Below are 15290 nucleotides of genomic sequence, written 5' to 3'. Positions count from 1 at the left end.
ACCGGCTCACATCCCCTCGCCGGGGGCGCGCTGTTCGCGGCGCCAGCGCAGGAACTGCGCCACCGCCTCTTCCGCCAGCGCGCCCCAGCGGGTGACCTCGGGCACCGTGCCGCTGACCCGCATGGAAAGCTGCGTCTCGCCCTGCCAGATCTCGACCGGCGCCTCGGGGTGGCGCCGGTTCCACGCCCGAAGCCCGTCCTCGGGCGCGCGCATCGGCCAGACCAGCGTCAGGCGCCAGAGCGCGCCATCCGGCTCGGCCCGGAACTCGGCGCCCGAGGACGGCAGCCGGGCATGGACCACGCCACCGGCTTCCTCGATCCCGGCGAAACCGGCTGTGGAAAGCGATTCGCCGATCACGCGACCAGGGCCTCGGCACGCTTGAGGTCGACGCTGACCAACTGGCTCACGCCCTGTTCCTGCATGGTCACGCCGAACAGCCGGTCCATCCGCGCCATGGTCACCGCATGGTGGGTGATGATCAGGAAGCGGGTTTCGGTGCGGCGCGTCATCTCGTCGAGAAGATCGCAGAACCGGGTGACATTGGCGTCGTCCAGGGGCGCATCCACCTCGTCCAGGACACAGATCGGCGCCGGATTGACCAGGAAGACGCCGAAGATCAGCGCCAGCGCCGTCAGCGTCTGCTCGCCCCCCGACAAAAGCGACAGCGTCGCCAGGCGCTTGCCCGGCGGCTGGCACATGATTTCCAGCCCCGCCTCCAGCGGATCGTCGGATTCGACCAGCACCAGCCGCGCCTCGCCGCCGCCGAAAAGATGGGTGAAAAGCGTGCCGAAATTGGCATTCACCTGCTCGAAGGCCGTCAGCAGCCGCTCGCGCCCCTCGCGGTTCAGGCCCGCGATCCCGGCGCGCAGCTTGCGCACGGCCTCTTCCAGATCGACCTTCTCGCGCACGAGGGTCTGGTATTCCTCATCCACGGTCCGGGCATCTTCCTCGGCGCGCAGGTTGACCGCACCAAGCGCCTCGCGCTGGCGTTTCAGCCGCGAGACATCCTGTTCCAGCGCCTCGGCATCGGGCATGCGGTCGGGATCGAGGCGCAGCGAGACCAGAAGCTCCTGCGGGGTGCGGTCGGCCTCTTCGGCGATGCGGTCGGCCGACTGGGCCACGGCATCCCGGGCGGCGTCCAGCCGGGTTTCGGCCCGGGCCTTGGCCTCGCGCGCCTCGCCCGAGGCGCGTTCCAGGTCGCGTTCGGCGATCTGGGCCTCGCGCAGCGCGGTCTCGGCCAGGACAAGGGCCTCCGAGGCCAGGCGGCGACGGGTCTCGGCGGCCTCGATGGCCTCGGTGAGTTCCTCGCGCCGCGCCGCGATCTCCTCGGGCGCCTCGCCGGCCTCGGCGAGTTCCTCCTCGGCCTCGACCCGGCGCGTGGCCAGTTCCTGCGCGCGCTTCTCGGCGGTCTCCAGGCGGTGCTTCCAGCCCGAAAGCTCCTTCGCCGCCTCCTGACGGCGACGGATGCGGGCCTCGCCCTCGCGGCGCAGCTCGTCATGGGCCGAACGGCGCGACATCATCGCGATCCGCGCACCCTCGACCGTGTTGCGCGCGGTTTCCACCGCCGCGCGGGCGCCGTCCAGATCAGGGAGGCCGCCCGCCGCCGCCTCGGCCTCGCGCAGGCGGGCGCGGACGGCCATCGCCTCTTCCTCGAACCGCGTCACGGCATGCCGCGCCGCCTCAAGCCGCCCGGCGGCAAGAGTGCGCTCGCCCTCGGCACGGGTCAGGGCGCGGTCGGCCTCGGTTCGGCGCTGATCGGCGGCACGGCGGGCCTCGCGCGCCATCTGGTCGGCGCGGGCAAGGTCCGAGAGCCGGGCCTGCAGCGCCTCATGCGCCGCGCGCGCGCCTTCGGCCGTGGCCGAGGCCTCGACCAGATCCTGCTTGAGCCGTTGCAGGCGGTTCAATTGCTGAAGCCGCAGCGCCGCGGCCGAGGGCGCATCGTCGGCGCCGGTGCGGAACCCGTCCCACCGCCACAGATCGCCCTCAAGACTGACCAGCCGCTGCCCGGGCCGCAGATCGGCTTGCAGCCGCAGACCATCGGCCTGCGCCACGACCCCGATCTGCGCGAGCCTGCGCGCCAGAACCCCCGGTGCCTCGACCTGCGCGGCCAGGGGGGCGGCCCCTTCGGGCAGGGGCTGCGGCGTGTCATAGGGCGCGAGCAGGCCCCAGCCCGAGGCATCGCCCGCCCCGGCCTCGGGCGCGCGCAGATCGTCGGCCAGCGCGGCTCCGAGCGCCTTTTCATAGCCCGGTTCCACCACCAGCCGGTCGATGATCTGGTGCCCGGCCTGCGCCTCACGCTCCACCAGACGCGAAAGCGCGGCCATTTCGGCGCGCAGCGCCCCGGCCTCGCCCTCGGCGGCGCTGCGGGCGGCGCGGGCGACGGATTCGCGGTCCTGCGCCTCGGCCCGGGCGATCTCGGCGGCGTCAAGCGCCTCCTCGCTGCGTTCGGCGAGTTCGGCGGCGGCCTCGCGCGCCTCCTGGGCGATCTCATGCGCCTCCCCGGCCTGCAGCAGCGCCTCCTCGGCGCTTTCCACCGCCGCGCGCGCGCGCAAAGCCTCGGCTTCGGCGCGGGCGGCGCTGGCCTGGCCTTCCTGCACCACGCGCACGGCCGATTGATGCCGGGCGGCCAGCCGGGCGGCATCCTCGGTCGCCTCCGAGAGCAGGCCCTCGCGGTCGGTCAGCACGGCCGAGGCCTCGCGCGCGGCCTCGGCCGCCTCGGCCAGACGCTCGTCATGGCCCTCATGCGCGCGCAGGACCTGGGCGATCTCCCACTCCAGCCGTTCGATCACCTCGCCCGCATCGCGGTTCAGCCCGGCCTCGCGCTCGATATCGGCGCCAAGCTGAGCGATCCGGGCGCGCAGCGTCTCGATCAGAGCCAGCGCCCCGGTCTCCTGATCGCCAAGCGATTCGCGCTGAAGCACCAGCCGCTGCTCGATGGCGCTGGCGATCGCCTCTTCCTCGCGCCGGGGGGGAAGCGCCGCCTCGGCCTCTTCGCGGGTCTGCGCGGCGGCCCGCGCCGCCTGATCGGCCCGACCGGCGGCGATCAACGTCTCGCGCAGGCCCGCCTCGGCGGCATTGCGCGCCTCGTCGGCCTCGCGCCAGCGACGGTAAAGCAGGCTGCCCTCGGCCTTGCGCAATTCCTCGGAAATCTCGCGGTAGCGCGCGGCCTGGCGCGCCTGCCGGGTCAGGACGGAAAGCTGCTGCGCCAGTTGCTCCAGCACGTCATCGACGCGGTTGAGGTTCTGCTCGGTTCCCGAAAGCTTCAGCTCGGCCTCATGCCGACGGGCATAAAGGCCCGAGATCCCTGCGGCTTCCTCAAGCACGCGGCGGCGCGCCTTGGGCTTGGCGTTGATCAGTTCGGAAATCTGGCCCTGCCGCACAAGCGCGGGCGAATGGCTGCCCGTCGAGGCATCGGCGAACAGCATCTGCACGTCGCGCGCCCGCACATCCTTGCCGTTCGCCTTGTAGGCCGAACCCGCGTCGCGGGTGATCCGCCGCACGATCTCGATCACATCGGCATCGTTGAAACCCGAGGGCGCCAGCCTTTCGGCATTGTCCATCACCAGCGCGACTTCGGCGAAATTGCGCGCGCCGCGGGTGGCGGCGCCGTTGAAGATCACATCCTCCATGCCACCGCCGCGCATGGCGGTGGGGCGGTTCTCGCCCATGACCCAGCGCAACGCTTCAAGCAGGTTGGACTTGCCGCAGCCGTTCGGGCCGACCACGCCGGTCAGCCCTTCATGGATCACCAGATCCGTCGGATCGACAAAGCTCTTGAAGCCGTTCAGCCTCAGCCTGGAAAACCGCACGCGCCCCTCACGAGTCGTTGGCCCGGGATCGTCCTTCGCCCGAAGGCGCGAGTCAACCGCCCGCCGCCGCCCCGCCCCGCATCTGGCGTAGGAAACCGGCGTTATCCCCAAGATCTTGGAAGACCGGACCGGATAAAACGCGGATGGGACTGCCCCCGCGCGCAATGGGGCTTTTCATCGCCGCGCCGCCGCATCACCATGGCGGCGCAAACCCAAAGCCCCGGACCCGTCGATGATCCCAGCCCTGCTTGCCATATTGCTGTGCCAACTTGCCGGAGAGGCCGTGGCGCGCAGCCTTGCCCTGCCCATTCCCGGCCCGGTCCTGGGCATGGCCTTGATGCTTGCCGGGCTTGGCGCCTCGGCGCGGCTGCGCGCCCTGGTCCGCCCGGTGGCCGAGAGCATCCTGCGCAACCTTCTCTTGCTGTTCGTTCCTGCGGGCGTAGGGGCCGCGGGGCATCTGGTCTCGCTGGGGCCGAACACCTGGGCGGTCGTGCTGGCGGTCCTGATCTCGACCGTGCTCTCGATCGTCGCCGGGGCCGCGACCTTTGCCGCCGTGGCGCGGCTGACCGGCAATGTCGAGCAGAGCGCCGAAGGGGAGGATGCGCGATGACCGAGATCTGGTCCTATCTGTCGCACGATCCCCTGTTGTGGCTGACGGCGACGCTGGCGGCCTATCTGATCGGCCTCGCCCTCTTCCGGGCCGTGGGGCAGAGGCCGCTGGCCAACCCGTCGCTGATCGCGATGGTTCTGCTGGCGGTGCTGCTTTACCTGACGGGGACCGATTTCGCGACCTATTTCGAGGGCGCGCAATTCGTGCATTTCCTGCTCGGCCCCGCGACGGTCTGCCTCGCGCTGCCGCTTTACGACAATCTCGCGCGGGTGCGCCGCGCCGCATTGCCCCTGCTGGCGGCGCTGCTGGTCGGATCGACGGTGGCGATCCTGGGAACGGTCGCCATAGCCTGGGCGATGGGCGCGGGCCCGGTGATCCTGGCATCCGCCGCGCCGAAATCCGCGACGGCGGCGGTGGCGATCGGCGTGTCCGAGGGGCTGGGCGGATCGCCAACCATGACGGCCATGATGGTGATGATGGCGGGGCTGAGCGGCGCCCTGGTGGTGACGCCCTTGATGAACGCGCTTCGCATCCGCGACTGGCGCGCGCGCGGCTTCGCCGTTGGCGTCGCCGCCCATGGCTTCGGCACCGCCCGGGCCTTTCAGGTCAACCCCACCGCCGGGGCCTTCGCCGGGCTGGGCATGGGGCTGAACGCGATGATGACCGCGATCCTTGCGCCCATCATCCTGCACTGGTTCCTCTGACCCCGATCGAACGGAGACCTCATGGCCACGCTTCTCGGCATTTCAGGCGCGCTGCGCGCCGCATCGACCAACCGGCTCTTGCTGGCGCAGGCAAGGCTAGCCTTCGGCCCGGCGACGCAGACCGAGGCCGATCTGCGCATGCCGCTTTACGACGGCGACCTTGAGACCGCCGAGGGCGTCCCGCCACAGGCCCAGGCCCTGCACGCACTGATCGCCGGGGCCGATGCGGTGGTGATCGCCTGAGCGGAATACAACAAGGCCCCGCCGGGCGTGTTGAAGAACGCGCTCGACTGGGTGTCGCGGATCAAGGGCAACCCCTGGGCCGGGAAACCCGTCGCCATCCTCTCGGCCACCGGCGGCCGGGCCGGGGGCGAGCGCACGCAATTCGCGTTGCGGCTGATGCTGACGCCGTTCCAGCCGCGCCTGCTGACCGGACCCGAGGTGCTGGTCGCGGACAGCGGCAATGCCTTCGACACCGAAGGTCGGCTGGTCGAGCCACGCTACCAGCGCGCGCTGGACCAGTTGATGGCGGGCCTGCGGCGCGAGGCGGAGCGGGCCTGACACCGCGGCCCCAGCGGCGCGGTCGGGATTGCGCTTGCGCCGTCGGGCCCGCCGGGAAATCCCCGCCGCCGAAGGCTCAGAACGGATCGGGCGCGGAAAAGGAGTGCCACTCCTGCGTTCCGGGATGGTGCAGGCCAAGCGTCGCGGCATGCAGCATCAGCCTCGGATGCGCCCGGGCCGCGCCGTCGGCATAGATCGGATCCCCCAGGATCGGATGGCCCAGTTCCAGCATATGGACGCGCAATTGATGGCTGCGCCCGGTCAGGGGCGAGAGGCGGACACGGGTCTCTCCGGGCGCGCGCGCGATCACCTCCCAATCCGTCACGGCGGGACGGCCATGTTCGTGGCTGACCATCTGGCGCGGGCGGTTCGGCCAATCGGCGCAAAGCGGCAGGTCGATGCGGCCGCTGTCCTGCGCGATCTCTCCGGCGACACGGGCGATATAGGTCTTCCTCGCCCGACGCTTTTCGAACTCCTGGCCCAGAAAACCCTGCGCGGGCTTGTTCCGGGCAAAGATCATCACGCCCGAAGTGTCGCAATCCAGCCGGTGGACCAGAAGCGCATCCCACCGCGCCGCGACCAGGCGGGAGAGCAGGCAGTCCTGCCGCCCCTCCAGCTTGCCGGGGACCGACAGCAGGCCCGGCGGCTTGTCGAGCACGATGACATGGCGATCCTCATGCAGGATGCTCAGCGGCACGTCAGGCGGGTCATAGACGAAATCCGGGATCATGCGCGGCAAGGCCCCGTCAATGGCCGCCGCCGCCGCGCGCCCGCGCGAATCGCTTGATCCAGAAGGGTCCTGCCTGTCATTTCCACCTCGGCCATGCTGCGCAGTTAGGCCGGGGCGGCCGGGGGCGCAAGGGCCGCGACGCCGTTCGCCGGGGCTATTCCGCCCCCTCGAACACATGGGCGAGCAGCGGCACCAGCCAATCCTCATCCGCCCGGGTGAAGGCCGCGGGCGTGTCGCTGTCGAGATCCAGCACCCCAAGAAGCCGCCCCTGCCCGTTCCAGACCGGAATCACCAGTTCCGACCGGGTGGAGGAGGAACAGGCGATATGATCGGCGAAAGCCTCGACATCGGGGATGTTCTGCACCTTGCCGCTGCGCGCCGCCGCACCGCAGACACCGCGCGAAAACGGTATGACAAGGCAGCCATGGCCGCCCTGATAGGGGCCGATCTTCAGCAGATCGGGCGCCACGACCCGGTAAAAGCCGGTCCAGTCGGCAAGCGGGTGGGCGCTGTGAATCTCGCAGGCCAGGGTCGCCATCAGCGCAACGCCGTCGGTCTCGCCATGGGTCAGGGCCAGGATCCGCTCGGTCACCGCCGGATAATCCATCGGTTTTTCTCCTTCTGGCGGATGTGCGATGGCCCCATCGGGCGAACTGCCCTGAGCGGACGGCCCCTCCGATCCCGGCCTATCGGCTCCGGGACCTTGCGGTCAAGGGCCCGGATCCAGCGTTGCCGCATATGGCCATGGCTGCCCCTGCTCGTCCAAGACGGCCGGTCCGCGCGCCCAGGCTCTTGCCTGACACCGTGGAGGTCCGGTGAGACAAATCGCCAACCAGCCGCCGCCATCGCATCCAGAGAAGAGGGGTTTTGTGCAAAGCACCCGTTTCGGCCCGGCATCCTGAGCCGAAACATGGCTCTCTGCCAGAGGTGCGCGCCTATGCGGGGGGAAGAACGCGCCCCACCAAGCGTAAGAACCCCGGCGCCGGAACTGGGTGGGGGCTGTTGATCCCGACGCCGAGGTGAAGCCTTATGCAGCTACAAGGATGAATATGGTGATACCAGAGGGCGAATTTACGGGGGAAATCGGACAAGATTGCGTCAACTTCCGCAATCTCGAAACAATTCGGCGCATTCAGGCGGATTGATCCAGCGGCAGGGCGAAGGTCAGCCAGTTACCCTCTCCCACCCATTCGTAGCGCAGATCCCGCGCAAGGCTGCGAATCAGGTGCCAGCCATAGCCGCCCTCGGCCAGGTCTCTGGGAAAGGGGGGCTGCCCCTCGGGCAGGCGGCCTTCCGGCATCCGTTCCCCGAAATCTACGATGCGGCAGTTCAGGGCATCCGCCGCCCGCTGGAACCCCAGAACGATCGGACCGTGACCGTCGCGATAGGCGTGTTCGACGATGTTGTTCAGCACCTCGGCCAGAACCAGCTCGGCGACGGCGCGGGCCTCGGGGCCGAGTCGGCTCAGCGGTGGCGTCTCGAAGGCCTGGATCAGCCCCTCGCGCACGGAAACGCTGTCGCTTTGCATGCGGAATTCGGCAAAGCTCATCCCCTGCATCATCGCACGCTAGCCCGCATTCCGCAGCCCGCCGGACGCCAGCGCCGCATCGAGCACGGGGTGAATGGTGAAGACCGTATCCATCCGGGTCAGGCGAAACACCTTTTCCACCGGCGGGGTCAGGCCCGCAAGCTCCAGCCGTCGCGCGGGGGAAAGCATCTTCATCACCGAGACCACCGCGCCCAGCCCCGAGGAATCCAGAAACCCCACCTGCGAAAGGTCAAGCACCACCCGATCTGACGCCCGGGCGGTCAGATCGCGCATCATCTCCTTGAACTGGATGGCCCCGGCGGCGTCGATCCGCTCCATCCGCGCCTGGATGACAAGCACATTTCCCTGCATGGCGGCATTCAGCGGCATCGCCCGATTCCCTCGTTTCCACGCGAGCGAGGCTAACGGCAAAGCGTTATCAAGAAGTAACCGCCGCCCCTCCCCGGGCCCGGCGGCGAGGTCAGTTCAACTGGAACTGAAGCGGATAGCGCCCGTCTTCGAAATCGCCGAAAAGGTCGCACAGATCGGGGTGGTCGACCGGCTCTCCGGTCTCGTCGGGAATCAGGTTCTGCTCCGAGACATAGGCGACGTAATAGCTTTGGTCGTTCTCGGCCAGAAGGTGGTAGAAGGGCTGATCCTTCGAGGGGCGGCTTTCCTCGGGGATGTTCTGATACCATTCCTCGGTATTGGAAAACATCGCATCGACATCGAAGACCACACCCCGAAAGGTGTGCTTGCGATGGCGCAGCACCTGACCAATGTGATATTTGGCTTGCGCCTTGAACATTGTGCTCACGCCGATCTTCTCCTGCTCAGGGTTACTAGAGCGTGAAGCGCCGCCTGTCCACCTTTGCGGGCGCAGAGGCGGGAAACAGTCTGTGGCGCCGCGCGTCACAGTCTTGCCACATTTCGCGCGCCCGGACCGCTCGCGCAGATCTGATCGGATCGCTGTTTTCCAGTCGGCCGCTTTGCGCTATCATGACAAAAAAATGCACGAGGGGCAGATGAGCAGGTTTCTCCGTGCGGCGTTGCTTTTGGTGTTGCTGGCCTCCTGTGGGGGCGGCGCGGGCCGCTACTCCGCGCCTCGCCAGCTTGACGACGCCTGCGCAATCGTCCGCGAACGTCCGCATTACCTGAGGGCGATGCAGACAACCGAACGCAAATGGGGCGTTCCGGTGCATGTCCAGATGGCCACGATCCATCAGGAATCGAAGTTCATCGGCGATGCGCAGACGCCGCACCGCTATGTCCTGGGCGTGATCCCAACCGGGCGTCAAAGCTCGGCCTTCGGCTACAGCCAGGCGCTCGACGGCACCTGGGAGGAATATGTCGAAGCCACCGGCAAGCGCAACGCGCGCCGCGACCGGATCGAGGATGCGACAGATTTCATGGGCTGGTACATGCATGAGACCGAAGCCCGCCTCGGCATCTCCAAGCAGGATGCGACGAACCAGTATCTTGCCTATCACGAAGGCCGGACCGGCTATCGCAATCAAAGCTATCTGGCCAAGCCGTGGCTTGTGGACGTGGCGGCCCGCGTCGGGCGGCGGTCCGAGATGTATCGCGACCAGTTGCGCGGCTGCCGGATCTGAGCCGCCGCGCCCGAAGACGAAGGCCCCCGCCATCCGCGGGGGCCCATTCATGTCGGAAAGCCGGGTCGAGACACTCAGCCCCTGCGCTCGATCTCGCTGGGGATCGAGAAGAGGCTGGCCGGATAGTCCTTGCCCTTGGTCATCTCGCCCAGGATCACCGTCGTCTGCTGCCCGAGATCGTCGGTGATGATCCATTGGCGCAATTCGACGGGCCCGGCGGTGAAGACCAGTTCGATCGTGCCGTATTCGGGATGCGCGGGATCCTGCGCCACCACCCGGGTCGAGGTGCCGTCCTCGCGGTGCCCCACGACCATGCGCGCCCGCGCCAGGTCGATATTGGCGGATAGAATCAGGTTCAGCGGCGTGCGCGACAGCGGATATTGCTGGGGCGGCTGGTTCGATTTCGCGTCGAAGATCGCGACCTGCCCGCCGCTTGCCAGCACCAGCGAGCGGTCGGGCGGGGCATATTCGAACCGCACCCGGCCCGGGCGCCGGATATAGATCCGCCCGGTCGAAACCGTGCCGTCGCCGTTGATCTGGGTGAAATCGGCCTCGACCGTCGCCAGCCCGTTGAGATAGTTCGACAGGGTGCCAAGCGACAGCTTCCGGGCCAGCGCCGGACGGGCCAGCGCGAGAAGGGCGAACGGGGCGAAAAGCGCGATGCGACGGTTCATGGGGCGAATATAGCCTTGGGCCGGGGCGTCGGGAATCCCCCTGTAACATCGCTCGCGGCTTTGTGCCGCCGCGTGAGATGGCCCGGGAAACCGCCGACGGCGGCACCCTCTGGGGACGAAGGGGGCCCTTCGGCTTTCCACTCTGCGCATGGGCCGTTAGAAACCGGCCCGAAGCAATGGAAAGGCGCGCGCATGTTCGGAAAAGCTGGAATGGCCGGGTTGGGGCTGATGCTGATGACCCTTCCCGCCCTGGCCTGCACCCTGCCGCCGGGGGCGGCCGCCCACACGCGGGAAATCCTGAGCTGGGCCAACGCCGAGCGGGCGGCGCGCAGTCTGCCCCGGCTGGCGCCCAGCCAGTCGCTGACCCAGGCCGCGCAGGGTCAGGCCTGCGACCTGGCCGACATGGGCAGGCTGACCCATTCGGGCAAGAACGGATCGGACCTGCGCGGGCGGCTGCGCGGCGTGGGCTACCGGCTGCGCACGGCGGTCGAGAATATCGCCTCCAGCAGCCAGGGCGGCGCCGCGCCCGCGATGCGGCTCTGGCGGGAAAGCGCGGGCCACTGGGCCAATCTGCTCAACCCGCAGATCACCGAGGCCGGGATCGCGATCGCGACCGACGGCACCCGGACCTATTACGTCTTCGTCGGCGCGGCCCCGAGGTAGGCCCCAAAGCAAGCCCCCGGGGAAAGACTGCGGCCCCAGATAGCAGGGCCCCGCCACGCCACGCACCCCGGCAGAGGACGGCAAGGCGGCCTATTCCGCCGCCACCACCGTCTCGCCGCGCGGGGTATAGTTCAGGATCGGCGCCAGCCAGCGTTCGGCCTCGTCCAGAGAGATGCCTTTCCTTCGCGCGTAATCCTCGACCTGATCGCGCTCCACCCGCGCCACGCCGAAGTAATAGGCCTGCGGATGGCCGATATAGATCCCCGAGACCGAGGAGCCCGGCCACATCGCCATGCTTTCGGTCAGGGTGACGCCGGTCGTGGCCTCGGCATCCAGCAGGCGGAAGAGCGTCAGCTTTTCGGTATGGTCGGGCTGGGCCGGATAGCCCGGCGCGGGACGAATGCCGCGATAGGGTTCGCCGATCAGGTCGCGGGGCGCGAAAGCCTCATCCGGCGCATAGCCCCAGAGCTCCTTGCGCACCCGCTCGTGCAGCATCTCGGCCATGGCCTCGGCATAGCGGTCGGCGAGGGCCTTGACCATGATCGCGCCGTAATCGTCGTTCGCGCGCTCATAGCGGGCGGCGATCTCGTTCTCTTCGGGGCCTGCGGTCACCACGAAGGCGCCGACCCAGTCGCGCGCCACCCCATGCGGCGCCACGAAATCGGCCAGGGCCACATTGGGCCGCCCCTCGCGCTTGGTGGTCTGCTGGCGGAGCGTGTGGAGCGTGGCCATCGGATGGGCCCGATCCTCGCCCTCGAACAGGACGATGTCGTCGCCCACGGCATTGGCGGGCCAGAAGCCGACCACGGCGCGGGGGCGGAACCAGCCCTCGGCGATGATTCGGCCCAGCATCTCCTGCGCGTCGGCGAAAAGCTGGCGTGCGGCCTCGCCCTGCTTTTCGTCCTCCAGGATCTTCGGATAGACGCCCTTCAGCTCCCATGTCTGGAAGAAGGGGGTCCAGTCGATATATTCCGCGATCTCGGCCAGATCCCAATCCGCGATCTGGCGCGCGCCGAGGAATTGCGGCTCGGGCGGCGTGTGGTCCTGCCATCCCGCGCGGAAGGCATTGGCCCGCGCCTCGGCCAGGGGCAGGCGACGCTTGGCCAGCTCGGCGCGCTCGTGCCGCTCGGCCACCTCGCGGTATTCGGCGCGGATCTGCTCGATATAGGGCAGCTTCTGACTGGGCGAGAGAAGCTGGCCGACGACGCCGACCGCCCGGCTGGCATCCGTCACATAGACCGCCTGGCTGCGGGCATAGCGGGGGTGGATCTTCACCGCCGTATGCACCTTCGAGGTCGTCGCCCCGCCGATCAAGAGCGGAATGTCGAACCCCTCGCGCTCCATTTCGGCGGCCATATGGACCATCTCGTCGAGCGAGGGCGTGATCAGCCCCGAAAGCCCGATCACATCGACCTTCTCGGCCCGCGCCACCTCAAGGATCTTCTGCGGCGGCACCATGACGCCCAGGTCGATGATCTCGTAATTGTTGCAGGCCAGCACAACGCCGACGATGTTCTTGCCGATGTCGTGGACGTCGCCCTTCACGGTCGCCATCAGCACCTTGCCCGCACTTTCGCGCCCGCCCGAGCCGCCGGCGGCCAGCTTTTCGGCCTCCATATGCGGCAGCAGGACGGCGACGGCCTGTTTCATGACCCGCGCCGATTTCACCACCTGCGGCAGGAACATCTTGCCCGCGCCAAAGAGGTCGCCCACCACGTTCATCCCCGCCATCAGCGGGCCCTCGATCACATGCAGCGGGCGGGCGGCGGCCAGGCGGGCCTCGTCGGTATCGGCCTCGATGAATTCGGTGATCCCGTTTACCAGCGCATGTTCCAGCCGCTTTTCCACCGGCCATTCGCGCCATCCCAGATCGCGGGCCTTTTCCTCGCGCGCGCCGCCGCGAAAGCGTTCGGCCACGTCGAGCATCCGCTCGGTCGCGTCCGGGCGGCGGTTGAGGACGACATCCTCGCAGGCCTCGCGCAGTTCCGGCTCGATCTGGTCGTAGACCGCAAGCTGCCCGGCATTGACGATGCCCATGTCCATACCGGCCTGGATGGCGTGGTAGAGGAAGACGGCATGCATCGCCTCGCGCACCGGCTCGTTGCCCCGGAAGGAAAACGACAGGTTCGACACCCCGCCCGAGACATGGGCATGGGGAAGGTTCTGGCGGATCCAGCGCGTGGCCTCGATGAAATCGACGCCATAGTTGTTGTGTTCCTCGATCCCGGTCGCGACGGCGAAGATATTGGGGTCGAAGATGATGTCCTCGGGCGGGAAATCCAGCTCCTGCACGAGTATGTCGTAGGCGCGTCGGCAGATCTCGATCTTGCGCTGGTAGCTGTCGGCCTGACCGGTTTCGTCGAAGGCCATCACGACCACCGCCGCGCCATAAGCCAGGCAAAGCCCGGCATGATGGCGGAAGGCCTCTTCGCCTTCCTTGAGGCTGATGGAATTGACCACGGGCTTGCCCTGGACGCATTTCAGCCCGGCCTCGATCACCTCCCATTTCGAGGAATCGATCATCACCGGCACGCGGGCGATATCGGGCTCGGCCGCCACCAGGTTGAGGAACTCGACCATGGCGGCCTTCGAATCGATCAGGCCCTCGTCCATGTTGATGTCGATGATCTGGGCGCCGTTCTCGACCTGGTCGCGGGCGACCTCGAGCGCGGCGGCATAATCGCGGTTGGTGATCAGCTTCCTGAACCGGGCCGAGCCGGTGACATTGGTGCGCTCGCCCACATTCACGAAGGGAATGTCGGGGGTCAGGATGAAGGGCTCAAGACCAGAAAGACGCAGGTAACGGCTCATGCGCGGACCTCACGCGGGCGAAAGGGGGTGACGGCCTCGGCAATGGCGCGGATGTGGTCGGGCGTCGTGCCGCAGCAGCCGCCGACCACATTCACCAACCCCTCGGCGGCGAAACCCGCCACCTGGCGGGCGGTGTCATCGGGGCCCTCGTCATACTGGCCGAAGGCATTGGGCAGGCCCGCATTGGGATAGGCGCAGATGAAGGTGCCCGCCACGCCCGCAAGCTCGGCGATATGGGGACGCATCGCCTCGGCGCCAAGGGCACAGTTCAGCCCGACGGTGAAAGGCCGGGCATGGCGCACCGAATGCCAGAACGCGGTCGGCGTCTGGCCCGAAAGCGTGCGCCCCGAGGCATCGGTAATCGTGCCCGAGATCATCACCGGCAGCCGTCGGCCGATCTCGGCGAAAGCCTCGAAACAGGCGAAGATCGCCGCCTTGGCGTTCAGCGTGTCGAAAATGGTCTCGATCAGGACAAGGTCGGCGCCGCCCTCGATGAGGCCGCGGACCTGCTGGCCATAGGCCAGCCGCAGATCGTCGAAGCTGACGGCGCGGTAGCCCGGATCGTTCACATCCGGGCTGATCGAGGCGGTGCGGTTGGTCGGCCCCACGGCCCCCGCGACGAAACGCGGCCGCCCGTCGATCGCGGTGGCACGGTCCAGCGCGCGGCGCACGATGCGCGCGCCCTCGGCGTTCAGATCATGCACCGCCGCCTCCATGCCGTAATCGGCCTGGGCGATGGTGGTGGCCGAGAAGGTGTTGGTCTCGACGATATCGGCGCCCGCCATGGCATAGCGGAAATGGATTTCCTCGATGGCCTCGGGCTGGGTCAGGATCAGAAGGTCGTTGTTGCCCTTCTGCGGATGGTCGGAATGATGGCGACAGGCATGGCCCGAGCCATGGCCGGTGTAATCCTCTTCGCCAAGGCCGAGGCCCTGGATCTGCGTTCCCATCGCACCGTCGAGGATCAGGATCCGCTCACGGGCAAGGGCTTCGAGGGCACTGAACGCGGGCGCGCGCGGCAGGGTCAGGCTTTGCATGGCTTCCGGCTTCCAGGATGTGGGGTCCGAGGTGGGGGCCGGTGCCCCAAGGCGGGCACGGGCGGATAACCCAGTATAGCCGAGACGGAAGCCAGTGTGAAATTCATGTTATTCGTAAAGATAATGAACTATTTCGAATATCTTCTGGATGCGGCGCGGAAATGGGATCCCCGACCCGGAGAGAACGGGCCGGATCGGGGATACTCGCAGCCGGTGCGGGAGACATGCATCGGATGCGAAGCGAAGGCGCCCAACCGGCCGGGCGAACGACCGGAGCCCCCGGAGCCCCCGGAGCCTTCCTGTTAAATGAATTATTTCAATATATTGCCTTGATCTTTCATGCGCCCATCATGGCCCCGGTCTCGGTCCGGGTCCAATGACAAAACCCGTCACCCGCCGACAGGAACCGGCCAGATGATCCCGGCCCTTTCGCGCCCCGGCAAAAAATATCGGCCACCCGCATGAAAAACAGGCGTCCTTCGGGGATATAGCCGTCTTTTTAAGCGCATCCGCCAGGACCTGGCCCATATCGCGGCCCGAGGGATGCAGT

14 protein-coding genes and 1 pseudogene are annotated in these 15290 nt (G+C 67.9%); 5 read left to right on the top strand and 10 right to left on the bottom strand.

What is annotated here, in order from left to right; all coding sequences use genetic code 11:
- Positions 1-6: 6 nt before the first annotated feature.
- Both ABNX41_RS06990 and ABNX41_RS06985 read right to left on the bottom strand, forming a co-directional pair.
- Positions 7-357 (bottom strand): hypothetical protein, encoded by a 351-nt coding sequence (locus ABNX41_RS06990; protein ID WP_438669000.1) that lies wholly within the window; start codon positions 355-357, stop codon positions 7-9.
- Positions 354-3809, bottom strand: coding sequence for a chromosome segregation SMC family protein (locus ABNX41_RS06985; protein WP_438668999.1), 3456 nt, complete (start codon positions 3807-3809; stop codon positions 354-356). The genes ABNX41_RS06990 and ABNX41_RS06985 overlap by 4 nt, the downstream gene beginning before the upstream one ends.
- 232 nt (positions 3810-4041) lie before the next feature.
- On the opposite strand from ABNX41_RS06985, the gene ABNX41_RS06980 reads away from it, so the two are divergent.
- The 3 genes and pseudogenes from ABNX41_RS06980 (at position 4042) to ABNX41_RS06970 (ending at position 5684) form a co-directional block, all read left to right on the top strand.
- A complete protein-coding gene (locus ABNX41_RS06980) occupies positions 4042-4419 on the top strand; it encodes a CidA/LrgA family protein (protein WP_438668998.1) in 378 nt (125 codons plus the stop codon).
- On the top strand, positions 4416-5123 hold the full coding sequence (locus tag ABNX41_RS06975; RefSeq protein WP_438668997.1) for an LrgB family protein: 708 nt from the start codon (positions 4416-4418) through the stop codon (positions 5121-5123). Before ABNX41_RS06980 ends, ABNX41_RS06975 begins: the two co-directional genes overlap by 4 nt.
- 21 nt (positions 5124-5144) lie before the next feature.
- Positions 5145-5684, top strand: a pseudogene (locus ABNX41_RS06970) (NADPH-dependent FMN reductase).
- Positions 5685-5760: 76 nt separating this feature from the next.
- Here the strand turns inward: ABNX41_RS06970 and ABNX41_RS06965 are convergent.
- The 5 genes from ABNX41_RS06965 to hspQ all read right to left on the bottom strand — a co-directional run bounded on the left by ABNX41_RS06965 (position 5761) and on the right by hspQ (position 8750).
- Positions 5761-6414, bottom strand: a complete 654-nt coding sequence (locus ABNX41_RS06965) for an RluA family pseudouridine synthase (protein WP_438669078.1) — start codon at positions 6412-6414, stop codon at positions 5761-5763.
- A gap of 154 nt (positions 6415-6568) precedes the next feature.
- Positions 6569-7021, bottom strand: coding sequence for a GAF domain-containing protein (locus ABNX41_RS06960; protein ID WP_438668996.1), 453 nt, complete (start codon positions 7019-7021; stop codon positions 6569-6571).
- Between the two features lie 525 nt (positions 7022-7546).
- Entirely contained in the window at positions 7547-7963 is a 417-nt protein-coding gene (locus ABNX41_RS06955) for an ATP-binding protein (protein WP_438668995.1), read from the bottom strand.
- An 18-nt stretch (positions 7964-7981) separates the two neighbouring features.
- On the bottom strand, positions 7982-8332 hold the full coding sequence (locus tag ABNX41_RS06950) for an STAS domain-containing protein (RefSeq protein WP_438668994.1): 351 nt from the start codon (positions 8330-8332) through the stop codon (positions 7982-7984).
- A 91-nt stretch (positions 8333-8423) separates the two neighbouring features.
- A complete protein-coding gene (gene hspQ / locus ABNX41_RS06945; RefSeq protein WP_438669077.1) occupies positions 8424-8750 on the bottom strand; it encodes a heat shock protein HspQ in 327 nt (108 codons plus the stop codon).
- Positions 8751-8967: 217 nt separating this feature from the next.
- On the opposite strand from hspQ, the gene ABNX41_RS06940 reads away from it, so the two are divergent.
- Positions 8968-9555, top strand: a complete 588-nt coding sequence (locus ABNX41_RS06940) for a transglycosylase SLT domain-containing protein (protein WP_438668993.1) — start codon at positions 8968-8970, stop codon at positions 9553-9555.
- Positions 9556-9629: 74 nt separating this feature from the next.
- Here the strand turns inward: ABNX41_RS06940 and ABNX41_RS06935 are convergent, their stop codons facing one another.
- Positions 9630-10229, bottom strand: coding sequence for a LolA family protein (locus ABNX41_RS06935; RefSeq protein WP_438668992.1), 600 nt, complete (start codon positions 10227-10229; stop codon positions 9630-9632).
- Between the two features lie 192 nt (positions 10230-10421).
- Between ABNX41_RS06935 and ABNX41_RS06930 the strand changes: the two genes are divergently transcribed.
- Entirely contained in the window at positions 10422-10892 is a 471-nt protein-coding gene (locus ABNX41_RS06930; RefSeq protein ID WP_438668991.1) for a CAP domain-containing protein, read from the top strand.
- Between the two features lie 90 nt (positions 10893-10982).
- Here ABNX41_RS06930 and metH read toward each other — a convergent pair whose 3' ends face one another.
- Both metH and ABNX41_RS06920 read right to left on the bottom strand, forming a co-directional pair.
- Entirely contained in the window at positions 10983-13703 is a 2721-nt protein-coding gene (metH, locus tag ABNX41_RS06925; protein ID WP_438668990.1) for a methionine synthase, read from the bottom strand.
- Complete coding sequence (locus tag ABNX41_RS06920) at positions 13700-14740, bottom strand: homocysteine S-methyltransferase family protein (protein WP_438668989.1); 1041 nt, start codon at positions 14738-14740, stop codon at positions 13700-13702. Before ABNX41_RS06920 ends, metH begins: the two co-directional genes overlap by 4 nt.
- Positions 14741-15290: the final 550 nt, after the last annotated feature.

Source organism: Pseudogemmobacter sonorensis (assembly GCF_042762395.1).
GTDB classification, from domain to species: Bacteria; Pseudomonadota; Alphaproteobacteria; order Rhodobacterales; family Rhodobacteraceae; genus Pseudogemmobacter; species Pseudogemmobacter sonorensis.
Note: the sequence above shows the minus strand (reverse complement) of the source record. Positions and strands in the feature narration are given on the sequence as shown.